The organism is Halobacillus dabanensis (genome assembly GCF_900114165.1).
In the GTDB taxonomy this organism is placed as follows: Bacteria; Bacillota; Bacilli; order Bacillales; family Halobacillaceae; genus Halobacillus; species Halobacillus dabanensis.
This window is the reverse complement of the sequence record NZ_FOSB01000002.1, coordinates 422,914-444,043: the sequence shown is the minus strand read 5'-3', so window position 1 is coordinate 444,043 and position 21,130 is coordinate 422,914. Positions and strand designations below refer to the sequence as shown.

Genomic DNA, 21,130 nt, shown 5'->3' with positions numbered 1-21,130 from the left:
GGAGGTACGCACATGAGTGTAGGGGTATTAGCCCACTTGTTTGGAAAGATGTCTTATAAAGAGCTTGCTTATAAAGTGGGAGCTAAAGGGTTTCCACATGTTCAACTCGCATTATGGAAGGCCTTCAATGATTATGATTTTAATAAACCAGGGCGTTTGAGTCCAGGACTGGTCGAAGATATTGCCGAGGAATTTGAAAAACATGGCGTTTCTATTTCTGTCCTAGCTTGTTATTTACACTTTTTTCATGAAGATGTCGAACTGCGTAGAGAAAATATCGACCGCTTCAAAGAGTTGATTCGTTATGCCCGTTTGTTCGGGGCTCCAATGGTGGCAGCAGAGGTGGGCAAGATCCAGTCAAAGGAGCAGACAGGTGACGAATGGCTGATTATGAAAACAGCACTGGAAGAGTTGGTAGAGGAAGCGGAAAAGTGGGGCGTCTATATCGGGATAGAACCGGCCAATGACCATCTGATAGGCACAGCGCAATCGTTGAATTGGATGCTGGAAGAAGTACCATCCTCCCATATCGGTGTCGTATTGGATCCTGGAAATCTAGTACATGAGACCAACTTTTCTAATCAGGATGAAGTAATTAAAGAAGCTTTTGATTTGTTGGGGCCGCGCATCATCGCCGCTCATGCGAAGGATCGTGTAATAGCGGAAGACGGTAAAATCAAGACTGTCGTCCCAGGTAAAGGAGAGTTGAACTACGAGTTATATCTATCCCTGCTAGAACAGTATAAACCACAGATGAATATCATTATGGAAGCCGCCAAGGAACACGAGATGCTGGAAGCGAAAAACTTTATTGAGCAGACGCGTGAACAGGCCAGATTGAAAGCTTCTATTAATAGAGTGTTCAATTGAACAAGGTGAAATAAATAAGGAGGAATGACATGGATCGTCTGTTAGGGAAGAGTGGGATGGTTTTTATGATTCTAGTAGTCATGTTTTCTAGTATCCCGTGGAGCACCTTTGCCGCAGCTGGACCCGGAGAGGAGTCTGATGAGTGGGAGTTCGCAGCTTTTGGCTCCAATACCGGGAAAGATAAGAACCCTCCCCCTACATTTAATGAAGATGGTTCCCTATCACTGGAAGCAACGGGAGGCAAGATTGCAAGCAGTGAACAGGGACTGTCTTTTTACTATCTGAAATTGACGGAAGACACCAACTTTGAATTTTCGACGACCGTTCATGTGGATGAATATACTCCTGATAGTCAGCGAGCTTTCGGGCTGATGGTGAAGGATGAGGTCGGTGAAAATGGTGATAGTGATCATCATGCCTCCAACTACATAGCTGTCGGAGGATTGGATGATGAGATGAGAGGGTTTTACAGTGATGGAAGCCTGAGTAAACTCGATCCGTTTCCTGAAAATATCGCCCCGGCTTCCGGGGAAACGTATGAGCTTTCTATCAAGAAGTCAGGAGACATGTTCCGTGTCACTTCGAATGGGGAGAGTAAAACCATTTCGCTGGATGGAAACTTTCAGGACGACCTTTATGTAGGAATGTTTGTAGCGAGGAATGGAAGCATTCCCTTCCACGATACACAAGTGGAAGAGACAGAAAATGTCGAGCGTCTTCACGTCGATGCTGAACAGATGAAGACGGAATACTTAATCGATGAACCGCTGGATTTAGAGGGGCTGGAAGTCGAAGCTGTGCTTGACGATGGACAGCAAATCCCCCTCACAGCAGAGGATTATATCGTTACAGGCTATGATAGCGGTGAGGCAGGAACCAATACGATAACAATCAGCTATGGAGGAGTGGAAGAAACCATTGGATTGACGATCCGGGATCTTCATCTGACTGATATGTATATCGATTACTACCCGGCTCAAACGGATTATTATGTGAAGGATCCATTTGATACGCAAGGGTTAGAGGTAATCGGTGTCTATGAATCCGGGTATACCGAAGAAACGCTGTCTAGAGAACAATACACTTTCTCCATGGAAGGTGAAATCATTGAGCCGGGAACAGCGTTGATGGAAGCAGGTACGCAAGAAATAACCATTCAGTCCACCCAGTTTCCCGAGATTACTACTGATTTCGAAATTGAAGTTAAAGATGAGCAAGTGACAGCACTCGAGATTGCTCAATTACCGTCTAAAACCCAATACTTTTTAGGAGAAGAATTGAACCTTGATGGTCTTTCCGTTGAAGCAGTTTACACAGATGGAGAACGTGTAAGGGTGACGAAAGAACAATTGGAAGTTTCCCCTCTTGATACAAGCAGCTCCGGGGATAAGAAACTCACCCTCTCTTATAAGGGTGCTGAGGTTTCTTTTCCTGTCAATGTAAAGGAAAAAGAACGAAAAGGCATGGAAGTGACCGCCTATCCGAAAACGACTTATCAATTGGGAGAAGAATTAAATTTCTCTGAACTGCAGGTGTCCGAGGTGTATGATAATGGGGATAAGGTTGTCATGGATGGATCGGACTATGAACTCGATCAAACCGCGGTTGATCCATCACAAACAGGTGTCTATCCGGTTGTCGTACTTCCAAAAGACCAGTCAATGGATCCGATTGAGTTTGAGGTAACCGTTCGAGATGATGCAGAACCGGAATGGAAGGCGATCCAATTCGGGCAATCCACCGGAAGCGACACGAACTATGTCGAGGAAGGCGAGGAGAGTGTCCGTATTGTGGCAGAACCTAGAGCAGGGAAAATAACGGGCGACCATGATGGCATCACTTTTTATTATACGGAAATTGACAACGATGAAGATAACTTTGAACTTTCCGCAGATATCAAAGTGAATGAATATGCGAAAAGCCCACATGATGGACAGGAATCTTTTGGCATTATGGCACGGGACGCCATCGGCGAAAATGATGAGTCAAGTGTGTTCGCTTCTAATATTGCAGCGGTCGGTGGATACAGTGGCGGGACTAAAGAGGAAAATGGAACACAGATGTTCATCCGTACAGGCGTCGAGTCCCCAGATGGTGCAGGCAGTCAAGGGATCCAGAAAATAATGTTGAATGATGAGAAACCAGAAGATAGTAATACGGCCCCAGAGCAGGAATACCGTCTGACACTTGCAAAGACGAACAGCGGTTATGTGGGACAATGGAATGACGGGAAAGAAGATATTTTCTTTGAACCGGAGATTTTGAATGTCCAGGATTCCAATGTGTATGTCGGTTTCTATACCGCCCGTCTTGCAGATATTGAAGTAAGCAACATCCATTACTCTGTAACAGCGAGAGAGACGGATCCACCGAAAGTAGAAGCGCCAGAACAACCTGTATCTCCTGCCTTCCATGTGGAGTCAAGGGAACAGACATCAGAGAAGGGTTATCAACTTCGGTTAACGTCCAATGTGGATGGAGTCCTTACCATCAAACAAGGACATGAAGTCATTGAACAAGGAAAACGGATCAGTGAGGGAGAAGCAGCCTCTATCTCTACGGAACTGCCTGAACAGACAGATACGAAATTCAGTATCACTTTTCTTCCTGATGATACCCAATTCTTAACTTCATATGAGAAGCAGGTGAAGAACTTCCGTGTAACCCATCAAACATTCCGGAGTGGCGAACCGATTCATGTAACACCAATGGGCACAAGAGACGGGACAGGAACAGCAGAAGACCCGATTGATTTGGATACAGCTGTAGAATATGTACAGCCAGGTCAAAAAATCCTATTGGCTGATGGAGAATACGTCCGTGATTCAAAATTGGAAATATCCAAATATAACGATGGGACAGAAGAAGAGAGAAAATACCTCGTAGCCGCTGAAGACGCAACACCTGTCATCAACTTTGATAAAAAATCGGAAGGTGTCGTACTGAGCGGAAACTATTGGCATGTGAAGGGCATCGATTTTAAACGTTCGGCCGGGAATACGAAAGGCTTTACGATAGGTGGCGATCATAACATCGTGGAAAAAAGCCGTTTCTATGAAAATGGGGACACAGGCTTGCAAATCAGCAGGACAGATGGGGAAGCCCCGAAAGAAGAGTGGCCGTCGCATAACCTGATCTTAAATAGTGAGTCATTTGATAACCGTGATCCATCTGATAACAATGCGGACGGTTTCGCTGCTAAACTCACTTCAGGGGAAGGGAACGTCTTCCGTGGTTGTGTCGCCCATCATAATATCGATGATGGATGGGATTTATATACAAAAGCAGGTACGGGAGCGATCGGAGCGGTATTGATAGAAGATAGTATCGCTTACGAGAATGGTGCGCTTACGGATGGCACGGTCGGAGATGGAGATAAGAATGGATTTAAACTTGGCGGAGAAGGGATTCATGTGCCACATATTCTCCGTGAAAGTTTAGCCTTCGCTAACGGTGCGGACGGAATTACGAGTAACAGTAACCCGGGCGTCATTGCGGAAAACAATACGTCTTATAATAATGGAGGAAGAAATCTATCCTTCACCACTTATCCGAATATCGAAAAAGATTTCACTATAGATGGGTTCCTTTCCTATCACACAGGGGATGGAGGGGCAGACCAATATCCATCAGAATTAGAAGCGGAGGGTAACTTTTTCTTTGATGGAACGGAAAGTGGGAACAACACTGGTGTCACATTAACTGATGAAAACTTCCTTAGTTTGACCCCGGACCTCCCATTCGAGCGAGAGGAAAATGGGGAATTGATCAGAGGAGACTTTCTGAAATTCCAAGTGGTAGCTTCTGTGGACTTACAACCTTCTGTAATAAAATCGCCGAAAGGAAAAGGTCCTGATAAGCCGGGGCATAAAGGACCGAAAGTCACGGCTTATGTTAGTATGCAGGAGGGATATGATCTTTCTGATATCGACCCAGATTCCCTTCTTCTCAATGGAGAAGTTCAACCATTGGACAAACAGAAGAAACATAAAATCGGTGATTTTGATAAGGACGAGATAGAAGAATATCGTGTAGAATTTTCACGTAATCAATTAGCCTCTTTGCTTGAGCAAGGTGAACAGGAAATAACATTAAGTGGACAACTGGAATCAGGATTATCATTTTCTGCCACAAGTATGATTCACGTTAAATGATAGAAAGAAGAGGGAAATATCCTCTTCTTCTTTTTCATGGTCCAGGGTAAGGAAAGGGGAGAACACCAGTCGTACTGACGCCGGGATTTCGGTGAAGCTTATGAGAAAGAAGGAATAAGGTTGAATGCGAAGAACAGTCCATTATCTTACAAGAAACTCAGTGGTTTTTTTATCCCTTTAGGATTATCGGCAAGTTTGACTTCCATTACTCATGTCATTATTAATGGAACGCTCAGTCGTGGGGAGAATGCTGCTTTCATTATCGCCTGCTATGCAGTGGCATTTGCTTTATTTGGCATTATCGAAAGGCCCATCATCGTTTTCAGACAGACTTGCTCTGCACTTGTGAAAGATGTGCAATCGTTCAAAGTCCTATCCCTTTTTATGGTTATTCCGATGGTGGTGATCATCATCTTCAGTTTGCTGATGGCCTTCAGTTCACTCGGGGACTGGGTTTATATCCACTTATTCAATGCTGATGGAAATATGGTAGACACGATTTCCGATACCTTTGCGATTCTTTTATTTGTGATCATTTTCTCAGGTATCCGCGGGCTGTATCAAGGAGTGATTATCAACAATCTCGAGACAAAATGGTTGACCATCATGGTGGTGATCCGTCTTGTCATCATGTTCCTCGTGGCGTATGGGTTTGTATATTTCGACTATATTACCAGTTTGAGCGGTGCTATCTTGTTTTTAGGGGGAATGCTGATTGAATGTGTCATCAGTGTTTGGAAAGGTCAGGGGATTTTGAGATTTTCTTATCCTAAGCAGAAGACAAACCTTAAAAACGGGGAGATTGCAACTTTCTATCTGCCTCTTGTGTTTTACTTTGTCCTTCAAACGGTTATGGTTCCGATCATTTATGTGTTTCTAGCAAAATCTCAGAACATTGAGATGGGAATCGCATCGTTCGCTCTCGCTTTCAGTATCACCCAAATGTTGTTGAGTTTTTTCATGTATACCCACCAGCTTGTCCTTCAGCTTTATGAAGTGAATAGACAGAAAGTGATTCGGTTCATCATATTCATCAGTTTGCTGCCTACTTTAGCGCTCATCCTTTTATGTTACACCCCTGTAGGAATGTGGTTCATGGGCGAAGTTATGGGGGCTGATGAGGAGCTGGCTACAACGACGATCATGGTTTTGAAGTTTTTTATTATTAAAACATTGGTCTTTCCATGGGTGGATTTTTTGAATGGATATCTGATGTTGTACAGAAAGACAAAACGGATGGCTGCAGCACAAATCGTTAACTTAATAACAGTGATCCTTACCGCGTCATTGCTTGTCACTTTCTTTCCTTCATGGAATGGAGTGAATGGTTCGATAGCAGCGTCCTTAGGGGAGTTGACTGCTTTAATCATCGTAATAACTATAGTTGCAAAAATGAGAACAGGTAAAAAAGATCGCTTACATGGTACAACCTAACTATTCGATGTCTCCTGTATATTTGTCTGAATTGTGATATAATTCGATTAAAAACGAGGGGGGAGCGGATGAAACCTTTTTACAGCAATTTTAGAATAAAAAATAAGATTTTTTCTGTTTCCCTCCTTTTATTGATCATTTTCGGACTTTTAGGGCTGGTCACTTTTCAATACTTTACGAATTTATACGAAAAAAGAATTTATGAGGAATCGGCAGACATGCTCCAATTGTCCTCGTCTGTTGTAGACAAAGAATTGAATATGATTGAAGAACTTTCTTTTCAAGTCAGTACAGATACTGTCATTCAAAACTATTTGAAGACCATCAATGAAAACCGGTTTAGTTTTGAGTCTTATGACACCAAGGTGAGACTGTTGGAGCGCATGCTTTCCTACGCATCAGCAAGAAAATACATCGCTTCCATGCAGATCATTGATTTGCATGGCGAAACACACACGACAGGCTTCGATACTTCGTTAGAAAATGACACAGGGAAAATCAGAAGAGTCCTGTCAGGGAGCAACGGGGGCAATGTATGGACAAAAATAGAAGGTGAGAATGGGATTTCTTCAGCCCGCTACATACGGAAGAAAGCGAATCTCAGCTTGCAGGAAATGGGTACACTGGTCATTTCCATCGATATGGATACTTTCGTTGAAGAAACGCTTAACTTTTCGCCGGAAAATAAAGATATGGTGATTACGAGTCAACACGAAATCTTTTATCAAAGCAGTGACAGTGATTGGGAAGTGAGTGACTTTGCCAACGAGGAAAATGATAGCGGTTACATGATTGAATCTATTGATGGGGAAAAATATCTGCTCACCTATTCTCGTTCCAACTTTTCACAACTGACCTATCATCATTTACTTCCGTATGGAGATATCCAAAAACAAACGAATGCTATTAAGGTCATTATGATTGTTTGTTTCTTATTAATGTTGACTTTGACTGTGCTGCTGAGCAAACGAGCAGCTAACAATATTTCCAAGCCTTTAGAAGCTTTGTCTTCCCGAATGAAGAAGGTGCAGCAAGGAGACTTCAGTGAATCGTCGTTGCCGGAGAAATTCCACGATGATGAAATCGGAGAGTTACATGATAATTTCCAGTTGATGCTGAACCGGATCAATGAACTGATTAAAGAGAATTATACAAAGCAATTAATGATACAGGAAACAGAATATAAAGCATTACAAGCACAAATCAACCCTCACTTTTTGTACAACACCTTAGACTCGATTAATTGGCTCGCCAAAGTCAATAAACAAGAAAAGATATCGGTGATGGCTGATGCGCTTGGAAATATGATGAGGAACATCATCAGTAAAAAAACCCCGATGATCACCATAAAGGAAGAACTGGAAATCGTCTGCAATTATATCACGATTCAAACTTACAGGTATGAACACCGTCTCAACTTTTCTCTTGATGTAGAAGAAGAATACAAGAATAGCAAAATTCCAAAACTGTCCATCCAGCCGATCGTAGAGAATGCCATTCAGCACGGGTTAGAAGAGATGATCGAGGAATGCCGCATCCGCTTGAGCATTACCGAAGCCGGAGAAGATTTGGAAATTGCCATCAAAGATAACGGTCCAGGAATTGAAACAGGGCAATTAGAAGGAATCTATCGCGGAGAAATACGTTCCAAAAGCTCAGGTATCGGACTGAATAATATCAATGAACGCATCAAAATGATGTATGGGAAAGACTATGGTTTGGAAATTGACAGCGAGGTTGGGGCAGGGACCACGGTCCGCATACGATTACCATATATGACGGAGTGAGAGATGTGTATAAAATTCTGTTAGTCGATGATGAGATCAATATTTTAGAAGGAATAGCAGCGATTGTCGATTGGGAAGCCTGTGGCACTGAATTGATGGCTAAGGCTCACCATGGGCAAATGGCTTTTGATATCATTACAGAACGTCAGCCGGATATTGTGGTGACAGATATTAAAATGCCAGGTCTGAATGGGGTGCAGCTGATCCGGAAAGTCCATGATATCTATCCGGAGATCCGGTTTATCGTTCTCTCTGGTCATGATGAATTCGAGTTTGCCAAGACGGCGATGGAGTGTAATGTCAAACATTATTTACTGAAACCTAGTAATGAACAAAAGATCGAAAAGGCTCTAAAAGAAGTGGTGAGCGATTTAGACGAAGAGCAAGGCAGGCAGGAATTCCTGGAAAGTATGCGTGACCATTTAAAAAAAGTCATGCCAAAAGCGAAGGAACAATTTTTGAAAGATTATATAACTAATAAAAAATACAGCGTGAAGGACTGGGAGTATTACAGTCAATTGTTTGAAATCGACACCGATTCAAAAGAATTTTATCTGTTAGTCATAGAGATGGAAGATTCCTATGATTATGAGCATTTATTAGCATTGAAAAAAATCATGGTAGAAGAAGTCGGAGAGTCTCACATTCCATTAGAAACGACGATAGGTGATAAGATTGTCATCCTTATCGAATTGGATTCACGTGAATTCATAATTGAAAAAGTGAAGGGTGCTAAACAATCCTTTCATAGCTATTATCCGATAGATTATACGGTCGCCATCAGTAATCTGGGGAGCATCAATCAACTGAGGAATTTATATAACGAGACGCTTGACTGCTTGACGCAACGCTTTTACGTACCAGGTGGAAGTATCATTACTCCTCAAGATATCAATCATCAATCAAGCATGGAAGAGCTTCAATATGATCATGAAGATTTAATTTATGCGATTCGGAGCGGAAATAAAGAAGTTGTGCAACAGTATCTGGATGATTTTTTTAATGAAGTGTGGCAGGAGAAATATGCGGTAAACCTACTGAGGTCCCACTGCTTGGAATTATTCATGTCGATGATACGTCAAGCGGATCGGAAACAGATTGATGAGTATTTCAAACAGGTGATTCTATTCCAGGAATATGAGAGGTTTCAGGACATGAAAGGGTTTATCGAAAAAACAGCGCTTGAAATTTCGCATTACCATTATGAACGAACAAAGCAAACCCAAAGCACGATTATCAATCGAGTCGTCGAATTCGTCGAGAAAAATCTTTCCGATGAAAATCTATCGTTGTCCCATATCGCGACAGATGTTCTTTATATGAACTCTGATTACCTAGGCAAGCTATTTAAAAAAGAAAAAGGGGAGAGGTTTTCGAGTTTTTTAATCAATCGTCGAATGGAGAAGGCGAGAGAATTATTTGAACACTCGGATCAAGTGAAAATATTCGAAGTTGCCGAAGCAGTAGGTTTTGGGAATAACCCAAGGTATTTCGGGCAAGTGTTTAAAAAGCATACGGGAGTGACTCCTTCCAACTATTTGAAGAAGGAGTGAAGAAAACTTATAGGTATACTCTATAAGTTTTTTTGTTTAGGAAAGTAATTCGGGTCCGGTCAGGGGGACTTTAAGGAATCACTCGGATTTCCCATTTGCAGAGGGGGAAGTGGTGAGCAGAACTGACACGTTATGTCTTTTTATTCGAGAACTATATACATAGAATCGCCCCTTTCTTCCAAAATTTTGTACAAGTCTGTTTTTTTGACATAGATATCTGAAAATTTTATTTAATAAGAAAAGAATCCGGCTTATGATAGATACATGAAAGAGAAAGCGCTTTCAAAAATTACGGGGGAGGTCATTATCAATTGATTAAAAAGTTCCTGGTTTTCAGTTTGATGGCAATGATGTTAGCAAGTGTTCTGGCCGCTTGTTCGGGATCCGAAGAAGCATCTGGGGAAGATGAAGATGGTGTAACAACACTTAGGATGACATGGTGGGGGTCACAAAGCAGACATGACCAGACACAAGAGATCATCAAGGCTTTTGAAGAAGAAAACCCTGATATAAAAATCGAATCTGAATTCACAGGGTTTGATGGTTATTTCGAAAAGATGGCAGCTCAAGCTTCCGGGGACAACCTGCCTGATATCATGCAGCAAAACTTTGGAGAATACTTGAATCAGTACGCAGATAAAGAATTGCTGGCTGATCTTACTCCTTTAGTAGAAGATGGAACGATTGATGTGGAAGGGGTCAGCGATACCATCATGGAATCTGGTAAGAAAGATGGGAAATTGCTGGGAATTCCTACTGGAACGAACGCCCTGACTGCTTTCTATAACAAAGATATGGTAGAAGCTGCAGGAGTTGACGTCTCCGATGGTCAATGGAGCTGGGAAGACTATGAAGAGTATGTGACTGCGATCAGTGAAGAAACGGGAGAATATGGCGCAAGATTGATGGAACCGAAGAACTTGTTTGAATATTACTTAAGAGAAAAAGGCGAGAAATTATTCAATGAAGATGGAACAGCTTTGGGATATGAAGATGATCAACTACTAGTTGATTATTTTGAAAGAAACCTTGCTCTTGAAGAAAAAGGGGCAGTTCCGAACTATGACACCATTCAACAAATCAAAGGGGTAGAAGATGAGTTGATTGTACGTGGGGAAGCTGCTTTCGACTTCAGATGGTCCAACCAGGCCACTGCTCTTGACAGTGCTGCTGGTGGAAAACCGATTGGAATGACCCTGCTTCCAGGGGAGAATAACGACCAGGGAATGTATTTGAAACCTGCGATGCTTTGGTCTGTAAGTGAAAGTTCTGAACATAAAGAAGAAGCAGCACGTTTTATTGACTTCTTCGTCAATAATGTAAAAGTCTATGAAATTGGTGGATCTGACCGTGGTGTACCGATTAAAGAAGAAATTCGTGAAGAATTGTCTGCTGACTTAAGCGAAACAGACAAGAAAGTGTTCGAGTACATTGAAATGGTGACAGAGAACAGTTCTCCAATCGATTCGAACTTCCCACCTGAATCTTCCGAGGTTCTTGGTGAATTGCAGAAGATTGATGAGCTTGTCATGTATGGGGAACTTTCAGCGGAAGAAGGGGCAAAACAATTCAGATCTACGGTCGAGAGAATAATGGCTAGATAACACAACGGAGGGAAGTGACCCTGATCATCTTGAATCAGGGTCGTTTTTCCCAGTCATAAATAAACAAGAAAGAGGTGAGTGCGATGATACCGAAAAAACAAGAAGAAATTCAAGAGGTGGCTGTCCCGCAGCATCCGTCCAAAAAGACGAAAAATAAGAAAATGAAACCTACCCCACCCAACAAAAAGCTAAATACGGGAAATAAGAACGTGACTGGTTATGCGTTCATTTCACCCTTTTTGATTGGTTTTTCTCTCTGACACTTTTTCCCATCCTTTATTCTCTTTATCTATCGTTTACAGATTTCGATATGATGGGCACGCCGAACTGGATTGGTCTGGATAACTATACAAGAATGTTTACCAGCGATCCTACGTTCTGGCAATCCATGAAAGTTACTTTCTTCTATGCAGGCGTGGCGGTGCCGATTCGTCTAGTGTTTGCTTTATTGGTTGCGTTAGCACTGAATAAAGTGGTTGAAATGGTGGGCTTGTACCGGACACTCTTATATTTACCGTCCGTCGTTGGTGGGAGCATCGCCGTTTCCATCATGTGGCGTCAGTTGTTCGGAAATGATGGAGCGTTCAACTCCATCCTTGCGGCTATCGGATTGCCGACACACTCCTGGTTAGGTGACCCAGATACAGCGATATGGACATTGATTGTCCTGTACGGCTGGCAATTCGGGTCTTCGATGTTGATTTTCTTAGCTGGTTTAAGAAATATACCGAAAACCTTCTATGAAGCGTCCAGCGTCGATGGAGCGGGCCCTGTCCGACAGTTCTTCATCATTACGATTCCTTTGTTGACACCTGTGATTCTTTTTAACACCATCATGCAGGTCATCCAAGGATTCATGGCCTTTACACCAAGTTTCGTCGTGACGAACGGGGGACCAGTCAATAGTACATTATTATACGTTCTTTATATGTACCAACGTGCATTCGAATATTTCGATATGGGATATGCTTCTGCTATGGCATGGGTGATGTTAATCATCATCGCGATATTCACAGCCTTGATCTTCAAGAGTTCGGAACACTGGGTCCATTATGAATCGGATACTAAATAAGGAAAGGAGAAGAAGCCATGAAAAAGAAAAAAATAACAAAAAAGACGATACAGCATGTATTGATGGGCTCATTCGCTTTGATTATGATCTATCCGCTTGTATGGATGATCAGTAGTTCATTAAAAAAGAGTGAGAATGTTTTCGTCAACTCCCATTCTTTAATTCCGACTGAATGGCATTTTACCAACTATATTGATGGCTGGAATGGTTTTGCAGGGATAACCTTTGGTACTTTTTTCTGGAACTCGACCATCATAACCGTCATCGCAACCGTCGGGAGTATTGCGTCTTCCACATTGATTGCTTACGGGTTTGCCAGAATCAAATTTGCAGGTAAGAAAATTTGGTTCGTCTCTATGATGTTGACCATGATGCTTCCTTTTGAAATGGTCATGATCCCGCAATATATCATGTTCAATCAATTTGGCTGGATTGATACTTATCTGCCCTTGATTTTACCGACATTTTTCGGAATTCCCTTTTTCATATTCCTGATTATGCAATTCATCCGAACCATTCCCATGGAGTTGGATGAAGCTGCGAAAATTGATGGCTGTAACACGTTTGATATCTTTTTCCGGATTATCGTCCCACTGATTATCCCGGCCATGATGACATCGGCCATCTTTTCCTTTTACTGGAGATGGGATGATTTCATGGGACCACTGATTTATTTGTCTACACCTGAGAAATACCCTGTTTCCCTCGCTTTGAAACTTTTCTCTGATCCTAACTCTGTGACGAACTGGGGAGCGATGTTTGCGATGTCGACATTAAGTATTTTACCGATTTTTGTCATCTTCTTCATCTTCCAGCGTTACATTGTCGATGGAATCAGTTCAACAGGAATGAAAGCTTAAAATATTATTATTCAAGGAGCGATTGTATGGTTTCAGATCAAAGAACGGCATCTAACAAAAAATTGGATACTCCATTGGATTGGGGGAAAGCGGCTTGCGATTCATTGATGGCGACATTTGAGCCGTCAGAACTGCCTCCTGATGGGAGATGGCATTATCACCAGGGTGTGTTTTTAGAAAGCATGCGCCAATTAAGACAAGTGGCAGGAGGGGATGATTACCTTTCCTATATCAAAGGTTATGTCGATCACAACATCGATGAACATGGAAATTTTTTATGGAATAGAAAAGAATTAGATGCCATTCAGGCCGGACTATTATTATTTGAATTAGATGAAAAGTATGAAGATACGAGGTACCGCAAAGCGGCTAAAAAACTCCGGAACATGTTCCCGACATTGAACCGGACTTCTGACGGCGGTTTCTGGCATAAAGATGGTTATCCATACCAAATGTGGCTGGACGGCCTCTATATGGGCGGTGCTTTCTCCATGAACTATGCGGAAGCGTATAATGAACCAGAACTGCTCGAGATGGTTCTTGAGCAAGAACGTCTGATGAGGAAACATACGTTGGATGAAAAGACAGGATTGTATCACCATGCATGGGATGAAAGTAAAGCTCAACCATGGGCGGACTCAGAAACTGGAAAGTCACCGGAATTCTGGGGCAGAGCCATCGGTTGGTATGGAATCATGTTCAATGAAATCCTCGATTTTCTCCCTGAGAATCACCCATCCGAACAAGAATTGGCAGATGCACTTAGAAGTCTTGTTGATAGTCTTGCCAACTATCAGGATGCAGATACAGGGCTTTGGTATCAGGTCGTTGATCGACCGGAACGGAATGATAACTGGATTGAAACTTCTTGTTCCGCCCTTTTCATCTACACGATTGCAAGAGGGATTCGCTCCGGTTATGTGAATGAAAGTTTTAAACAACAGGCGATCAAGGGCTATCGTGGCCTTTTGAAAAGAATGAAATTTGATGATAATGGACATTTTGTGATGCCTGAGATTTGCATTGGCACAGGTGTCGGTGATTATGAACACTATATAAACCGTCCAAAAACAGCGAACGATCTCCATGGGGTAGGGTCTTTTGTCCTGGCAAGTCTGGAAATGCAGCATCTATTACCAGAACTCTAAACCGATGGAAATTATAAAATTGGAGTTGGAATCATGAGGAAATTTGCAGTTTGTGGAGTGAGTAAACGGGCGAACGATATGTTCATCCGCCCGATGATCGATACATTTGCAGAGACGAGTGAACTGGTAGGTTTGTTGGATAATGATCCAAAGCGCTTCGCTGTTTGTAAATCTTCTTTTCCTAAGATTGCCCATGTGCCTGAGTATGAGGAGAAGGAATTTGAAAAAATGGTGGCCGAAACAAACCCGGATACCATCATTGTCACAAGCAGGGATGATACGCATGTGAATTATATCCTAAAGGCATTGGAACATGACCTTGATGTGATCACAGAAAAACCGATGACGACGACAGCTCATGATAGTCGCCTGGTCATGGAGGCGGAGAAGAAAAGTAAAGGGAAAGTGACTGTCACTTTCAATTACCGCTATAGTCCCTATCATATGAAAATCAAGGAACTGATTCTATCGGGGAAAGTTGGCCGTGTTACATCTGTTGATTTGAACTGGTACATCGATACGTATCATGGATCGAGCTACTTTCAACGCTGGAACCGAAAACGGGAGTACTCTGGCGGGTTGTCGATCCATAAATCTTCCCACCATTTCGACTTGGTCAACTGGTGGCTGGATCAAAAGCCAGTCGAGGTCTTCGCTTTTGGGGCGCTTAATTATTATGGGCCGGAAAGCGAACATAATCCTTTGCAGGAAGATGGGCGTCATTGTAAGACATGCCAGGTGAAACACGATTGTGCGTATTACACAAGGTGGAATTCACGGAGTAACAGTGCCGTGGTTAATGATGACCATATCGATTCCGATGAAGCTAGAAAAGATGGGTATACAAATTATCGTCCCGATCAATGTATCTTTGACAGTGAAATTGAAATCGAAGATACGTATACGGCGACAATCCAATATGACCAGGGAGCATTACTGAGCTATTCCATCAACTTTTCTTTGCCATATGAAGGCTATCGACTGGCCATCAATGGTACAAAAGGAAGAATAGAAACGACAGAATTCCATGCACCCTCCCGTGTCCCTTTTCCAGTACCGGAACAGACGATTGAGTATTTTCCGCTCTTCGGATCCAAAGAAACGATCCATGTTTTGAAACAGGAAGGTGGCCATGGGGGCGGCGATCCGATCATTCAAGAAGATATCTTCTTAGGGGAAAATCCTTCGCGGCCATATAAGGTTCTATCCGGAAGTAAGGACGGCGCTTATGCTGTTACGACCGGAGAAGCTATTTGGAAGTCCGTGAAAGATAAGCAGTCGATTAAGATCGAAGAATTACTCGATCAGCCTACATTAAGTCGTTAAGGAAAAAAGAGTTTCTGATTCTGGACAATTTTAAGGAGGTTTTCACAATGCAGGGAGGGCGTTTATTAGCAGGTGTCCTGGCTTTATGCAACTGGGTGACCCATTTCGCTTTATTGAATCTGATGTGGGTGGGGTGCACGTTATTAGGAGGAATCGTTTTCGGAATCGCTCCAAGCACTGTCGCCTTATATACAGTTACTAGGAAAGCAGCAATGGGTCAAACAGAAACCCGGCTGGTGAAAACCTTTTTTAAAACTTTCCGGAAAGAGTTTTTCAGAGCGAACGGTCTTGCTCTTACACTGACATTCTTAGGTGTTGTGTGCTTTTATGATTTGCACTTCTTTCGTCAGTTCGAGGGTATCCTTTTTGAAATTCTTTCAACCGTCGCGCTTATTTGCTGTTTAACATTCATCATTGTGCTTATGTACATTCTACCTGTGTATGTCCACTATGATTTGAAAGTACTGCAAACAATCAAACAAGCCTTATTTATTGGATTCTTGAAACCTAGTAATCTGGTACTCATGATTATTACAGGTTTGTCTACCTACTATTTCTTCATTTCCTTTCCAGGGTTTATCCCTATCTTCGGGTTTACCATTTTCGCCCATTTGAATATGTGGTTGGGATTGAAATGTTTTGAGAACATCGAAGAAATAAAAGTGGCTGGTGAAGCGGCGTAAAAGGTGTAGAACATGGTCCTCCTAAAGAGGGCCATGTTTGTTTACATTGGAAGAAACATAGAAGAAAGATCCGTATTTTACCAAGGGGGAGGGGAGTTCATTCATGGAAATGCTGTTTATTTTTCTCAATATTATCGTTCCTGTGTTCCTCTTGATAGGGATAGGAGCGGTATTGCACAAAACATTCAAACTGGACCTCTTCACCTTAGCCAAACTCAATATCTATTTTTTGAGCCCGGGATTTGTGCTGGTGAATCTCTATCATTCTTCCTTTTCTCTCGACTTACTGGGAAAGGTCCTATTGTTCTTTTCTTTATTCATTGTTCTGCTTTATATCGTCGTCCAGCTGGTCGCATGGGTTGGAAGGTATAACAAAGGAGTCCGAGGAGTCTTTACAAATAGTGTCTTGCTATATAACTCCGGGAACTACGGAATTCCGGTCAATGACCTGGCCTTCAAGCAGGACCCCTTTGCTGCCACAATCCAAGTCATCGTAATGACCTTGCAGAATGTGTTTTCTTATACATATGGTGTTTTTTCTTTACGAGCAGTGGATGAGGGAAAAGCAAGGGCTATGATTGGTCTGTTGAAGATGCCGGCTATTTACGCGATGACACTCGGGATTCTCTTGAACGTGGGGGACGTGGACGTGCCTGAGTTCATCCTGAAACCTGGAGAGTATGTAGCGAATGCCATGGTGGGGATCGCTTTGATTACCCTGGGTGCCCAAGTGGCCCAGCTTACTATCCAATTAAAACTGGTAGTCGTTTATATCAGTCTATTCATCCGGTTGCTGCTTGGCCCGGCTTTGGCTTTCGTACTTATTTGGGTCTTAGGGTTTGACGGAATTCTAGCCCAGGCTCTGTTGATTTCCTCAGGGATGCCAAGTTCCGTGAACAGCGCGATCATCGCCCAGGAATACCGCAGCGAGCCAGAGCTAGCCGCTCAAATTGTGTTAGCTTCGACGGTCTTCAGTATGGGTATAGTTACGTTGACGATTTATTTTGCTCAGATGTTGTTCTGATTAGAGAGTTGAACATATTTTGATAGCGGATCCTGTTGCTGTGCAATCGATTCAGCCACCATTTTAGCTATTTGCCTCGCCCCTTTTTGATTCAGGTGTGTATCATCTTCGGCTCCTTCAGGGAAGTTGGGGCTTTCGTTTTTATTAAGCCACATGAAAAGTTGTTTGGATCGCTCAGGACCAAGGTCAAGAAGGAGGTCGGATGTTAAGGCTGTCAAGTCGATCAGCGTCACGGATTGAGTTTGGGCGAACTGCCTCATAGCCGCTGGGTAAGTACCGTGGGTTTGGTGAAGGGTTCCTTCCTCTGTGAATTTCCTGCGTTGGATCGGTGTGAGAAGAACAGGAATAGCCTCCTTCGACTTGGCCGCTTCTATAAATGTATTTAGATTATCCTGGTAAGAGCTGTAAGGATCTGTTCTCCGGGCATCTTCAGGTTTGCTGTCATTATGTCCGAATTGGATGAACAAATAGTCGCCAGGCTGTAGCTTCTTTTCTATTTCCTCCAGGCGTCCTTCGTTTATGAAACTTTTGGAACTCCTTCCATTCATCGCTTTATTTTGAATGTGAACCTCATTACTAAAAAAAGAAGACAGCTCCTGGCCCCAGCCTTTTTGCGGAAAACTCGAAGAAGGATAGTCGGCCATCGTAGAGTCCCCAGCTAAAAAGATTTGACGTTTATTCATTTGTCTCTCCTCCATTCCATGCTTTGCAAGATTGAGTGATATTCAATTCGGGTTTTAAGTAGATACTTTGCTCGACTGTTTCTTCATTGATCAAGGCAATCAAAATTTCTGAGAGTTTTTCGGTGATCGTAGACAACGGGACACCCACGGTTGATAACGGTAATTCCAAATCCTCTGTAGCGGGAATGTTGTCATAACTAATGATGGAGATATCTTCAGGAATGGATCGACCGGCTTCCTGAATCGCTCGCAGAATCCCTTTGGATAAATCATGACTTCCACTGATGACGGCGCTGGGATGGTCTGTTTTTTTCAATAACTCCTTCATAGCTTCGTAGCCATCATAAGATGCCAGGTCATTTACTTTGATGATCGAAGTCGAATTCAGTTCAAGGTCATAATCTTTGATGGCTTGTCGGAAACCTTCTACCTTTTCTTCCTGCAGATGATCTTCCTGGACCATATCACCAATATAGCTTATGGATCGATGCCCTGTCCGCGCTAAATGGTCTACAGCAGTTTGAATCGCCTGCTTACGGTTGACGTCCACTGTAGGAAAGGGAGAGTCTTCGTGGGCGATGCCATAAGTGACGATTGGTACAGTGGATTTTGCAGGTTCTCGTGAATTTTTCTCATTAAAAGCAACAATGGCGTCGACTTGATAGCGGTTGAATGTGTTTATGGCGTCTTCCATCTCATTAATGGAAATCAGTGTAGTATAGGAAAGCTCTTCTAGTTGTTTGTTCAAGCCTGTCACCAGGGCTGAATGGGTGACGCGTTCAATGGTAGGCCACACAACGCCAATGGTTTGGGATTTCTTTGATACGAGACTCCGTGCTGCTACGTTCGGCTGGTATCCCAGTTGATGGGCGATCTTGATGATCTTTTGTTTTGTTGGTTCTTTGACGAGCGGACTGTCACGCAGTGCTTTAGAAACAGTCGAATAGCTGACCTCCGCTGCTTTGGCAATATCTTTAATGGTAACTCCCATAGCTAATCCTCCACCTTTTGTATAAAAGTTCTTCTATCTTTTGGTTTTAAAGTCTATTTTCGTTTGTTTATCTTGTTCAAATTATAAATTATATCAGCAAACGTACGGAAATTAATTAAAGCGATAACTTCGTTGACAAAGAAAGCCTTTACATTTACAATAATAACAACGTTGTTATTTGAGTGCAATGGTAAATAGAAAGGATTCAGTCTAAGGAGGTTTTTCATTCAGATGGAATCATTATTTTCTTTAAAAGGTAAAATAGCTTTGGTAACAGGAGCAAGCCGGGGATTGGGACAAGGAATTGCTGTCGGCCTCGCTAAAGCAGGGGCAGAGGTGATCGGGGTCGGTACGAAAACCTTGCAGGATACAAAAGAGAAAGTAGAAGACGTTGGGGGAACGTTTCACGATATCATCTCTGACCTTAGTGAAAAAGGAGCAGCAGAAAAGCTTGCCGCTGATGCGATTGCCATTCGGGGACGGGTCGATGTGCTCGTCAATAATGCAGGCATCATCCGCAGGTCTGATGCGAAAGACTATTCTAATGAAGATTGGTTTGACGTCATTGATGTCAACCAGCACGTTGTCTTTCAACTATGCCGTGAAGTAGGTACACATATGTTAGAAAATAAATCCGGGAAAATTATCAACATCGCTTCTATGCTCTCCTATCAGGGGGGGCTTAAGGTACCAGCTTACACAGCAAGTAAACACGCGGTCGCCGGTTTGACGAAGTCTTTTGCGAATGAGTGGGGAAGTCAAGGCGTCAATGTCAATGCTATCGCACCTGGTTATATGGCCACAGATAACACAGCACCGATCCGTGAAAATGAAGAAAGAAATGCCTATATTACATCCCGGATCCCTCAAGGACGATGGGGATCACCGGATGATTTACAAGGTGCAGCAATTTTCTTAGCTTCTGATGCCGCCGATTACGTGAATGGACATATTTTAAATGTTGATGGTGGATGGATGAGCTCTTAATAGGTTTATAGAATGATTCATAAATGAGAGGAGAATGGAAATGGAAGTAAGGTATGCAACAAATCCGACAGATGTAAAACAGTATGATGGTGAAAGATTGAGAAGTGAATTTCTGGTAGAGTCCCTGTTTGTAGAAGGTGAAATCAATATGGTGTACTCTCACTATGATCGAGTGATTACTGGTGGGGCTGTCCCGACAGTGAAACCTCTGAAATTAGAAGACCAGGAAACTCTGAAAACAGAATTTTTCCTGGAACGAAGAGAAATCGGCATCATCAACATCTCTGATGGAAAAGGGAAAGTCACCGTCGATGGAGAAACATATGAACTGAACAAACGCGACTGCCTGTATGTCGGACGTGGAAATGAAGACGTGCAGTTGGATAGTGTCGATGCTTCTCAGCCTGCCCGTTTCTACTTAGCCTCTGCAACTGCTCATAAAGAATATCCGACAAAAAAACTTCCGATTGAAGATGCAACTCCTACTAAATTAGGATCTGATGCGGAATCCAATAATCGCACGATTTATAAATATATCCATGAAGATGGTTTGCAAAGCTGTCAACTCATGATGGGCATGACTTTACTTGCTCCGAACAACATGTGGAATACGATGCCGCCACACGTTCATGATCGTCGTATGGAAGCTTACCTCTACTTTGATATGGATGAGGAGTCCCGAGTCTTCCACTTCATGGGTAAGCCAGACGATACCCGGCACCTTGTAGTTAAAAATGAACAGGTGGTATTATCCCCACCATGGTCGATCCACTCTGGTGTAGGGACGAATAATTACACCTTCATCTGGGCGATGGCTGGAGAAAACTATACGTTTACAGATATGGACCATGTGAAGATGGATAAACTGAAATAAACGCTGGCAGTGGGAAAGTCCGGTTCGACGCAAAGTTGAATCGGATTTTCGTGTTTGTTGTCCAGGAAAAGTTGGAAACT

17 protein-coding genes are annotated in these 21,130 nt (G+C 42.7%); 15 read left to right on the top strand and 2 right to left on the bottom strand.

Annotated features, from left to right (window positions below; genetic code table 11):
* The first annotated feature begins 12 nt into the window (after window positions 1-12).
* The 13 genes from BMZ58_RS05285 (at window position 13) to BMZ58_RS05230 (ending at window position 17,515) form a co-directional block, all read left to right on the top strand.
* Window positions 13-870, top strand: coding sequence for a sugar phosphate isomerase/epimerase family protein (locus BMZ58_RS05285; RefSeq protein WP_075035505.1), 858 nt, complete (start codon window positions 13-15; stop codon window positions 868-870).
* Window positions 871-899: 29 nt separating this feature from the next.
* Window positions 900-5,024, top strand: a complete 4,125-nt coding sequence (locus BMZ58_RS05280; RefSeq protein ID WP_075035504.1) for a bacterial Ig-like domain-containing protein — start codon at window positions 900-902, stop codon at window positions 5,022-5,024.
* A gap of 120 nt (window positions 5,025-5,144) precedes the next feature.
* On the top strand, window positions 5,145-6,458 hold the full coding sequence (locus tag BMZ58_RS05275; RefSeq protein WP_075035503.1) for a hypothetical protein: 1,314 nt from the start codon (window positions 5,145-5,147) through the stop codon (window positions 6,456-6,458).
* Between the two features lie 68 nt (window positions 6,459-6,526).
* Window positions 6,527-8,245, top strand: coding sequence for a sensor histidine kinase (locus tag BMZ58_RS05270; RefSeq protein WP_075035502.1), 1,719 nt, complete (start codon window positions 6,527-6,529; stop codon window positions 8,243-8,245).
* Window positions 8,246-8,250: 5 nt separating this feature from the next.
* Window positions 8,251-9,798 (top strand): response regulator transcription factor, encoded by a 1,548-nt coding sequence (locus BMZ58_RS05265; protein WP_075035501.1) that lies wholly within the window; start codon window positions 8,251-8,253, stop codon window positions 9,796-9,798.
* A gap of 311 nt (window positions 9,799-10,109) precedes the next feature.
* Window positions 10,110-11,402: an ABC transporter substrate-binding protein gene (locus tag BMZ58_RS05260; protein ID WP_083412533.1), complete on the top strand. Its 1,293-nt coding sequence runs from the start codon at window positions 10,110-10,112 to the stop codon at window positions 11,400-11,402.
* 83 nt (window positions 11,403-11,485) lie between these two features.
* Complete coding sequence (locus BMZ58_RS21680) at window positions 11,486-11,662, top strand: hypothetical protein (RefSeq protein WP_341864767.1); 177 nt, start codon at window positions 11,486-11,488, stop codon at window positions 11,660-11,662.
* A 128-nt stretch (window positions 11,663-11,790) separates the two neighbouring features.
* Window positions 11,791-12,474 (top strand): carbohydrate ABC transporter permease, encoded by a 684-nt coding sequence (locus BMZ58_RS05255; protein ID WP_341864766.1) that lies wholly within the window; start codon window positions 11,791-11,793, stop codon window positions 12,472-12,474.
* A gap of 17 nt (window positions 12,475-12,491) precedes the next feature.
* A complete protein-coding gene (locus BMZ58_RS05250) occupies window positions 12,492-13,334 on the top strand; it encodes a carbohydrate ABC transporter permease (RefSeq protein ID WP_075035500.1) in 843 nt (280 codons plus the stop codon).
* A 26-nt stretch (window positions 13,335-13,360) separates the two neighbouring features.
* Entirely contained in the window at window positions 13,361-14,482 is a 1,122-nt protein-coding gene (locus tag BMZ58_RS05245) for a glycoside hydrolase family 88/105 protein (RefSeq protein WP_075035499.1), read from the top strand.
* Window positions 14,483-14,515: 33 nt separating this feature from the next.
* Window positions 14,516-15,808: a Gfo/Idh/MocA family protein gene (locus BMZ58_RS05240; RefSeq protein WP_075035498.1), complete on the top strand. Its 1,293-nt coding sequence runs from the start codon at window positions 14,516-14,518 to the stop codon at window positions 15,806-15,808.
* 47 nt (window positions 15,809-15,855) lie between these two features.
* Entirely contained in the window at window positions 15,856-16,491 is a 636-nt protein-coding gene (locus BMZ58_RS05235) for a YesL family protein (protein ID WP_075035497.1), read from the top strand.
* 103 nt (window positions 16,492-16,594) lie between these two features.
* Window positions 16,595-17,515 carry an AEC family transporter gene (locus BMZ58_RS05230; RefSeq protein ID WP_075035496.1) on the top strand — a complete coding sequence of 307 codons (921 nt, stop codon included), beginning with the start codon at window positions 16,595-16,597 and terminating at the stop codon, window positions 17,513-17,515.
* Here BMZ58_RS05230 and BMZ58_RS05225 read toward each other — a convergent pair.
* Both BMZ58_RS05225 and BMZ58_RS05220 read right to left on the bottom strand, forming a co-directional pair.
* A complete protein-coding gene (locus BMZ58_RS05225; protein WP_083412531.1) occupies window positions 17,500-18,198 on the bottom strand; it encodes a rhamnogalacturonan acetylesterase in 699 nt (232 codons plus the stop codon). The genes BMZ58_RS05230 and BMZ58_RS05225 overlap by 16 nt on opposite strands.
* Complete coding sequence (locus tag BMZ58_RS05220) at window positions 18,191-19,189, bottom strand: LacI family DNA-binding transcriptional regulator (protein WP_075035494.1); 999 nt, start codon at window positions 19,187-19,189, stop codon at window positions 18,191-18,193. The genes BMZ58_RS05225 and BMZ58_RS05220 overlap by 8 nt, the downstream gene beginning before the upstream one ends.
* 231 nt (window positions 19,190-19,420) lie before the next feature.
* Here BMZ58_RS05220 and kduD point away from each other — a divergent pair, with 231 nt between their 5' ends.
* Window positions 19,421-20,176, top strand: coding sequence for a 2-dehydro-3-deoxy-D-gluconate 5-dehydrogenase KduD (gene kduD / locus BMZ58_RS05215; RefSeq protein ID WP_075035493.1), 756 nt, complete (start codon window positions 19,421-19,423; stop codon window positions 20,174-20,176).
* A 40-nt stretch (window positions 20,177-20,216) separates the two neighbouring features.
* The gene (gene kduI / locus BMZ58_RS05210) at window positions 20,217-21,050 is read left to right on the top strand and encodes a 5-dehydro-4-deoxy-D-glucuronate isomerase (RefSeq protein ID WP_208601397.1); all 834 of its coding nucleotides are present in this window, start codon (window positions 20,217-20,219) and stop codon (window positions 21,048-21,050) included.
* The last annotated feature ends 80 nt before the right edge of the window (window positions 21,051-21,130 follow it).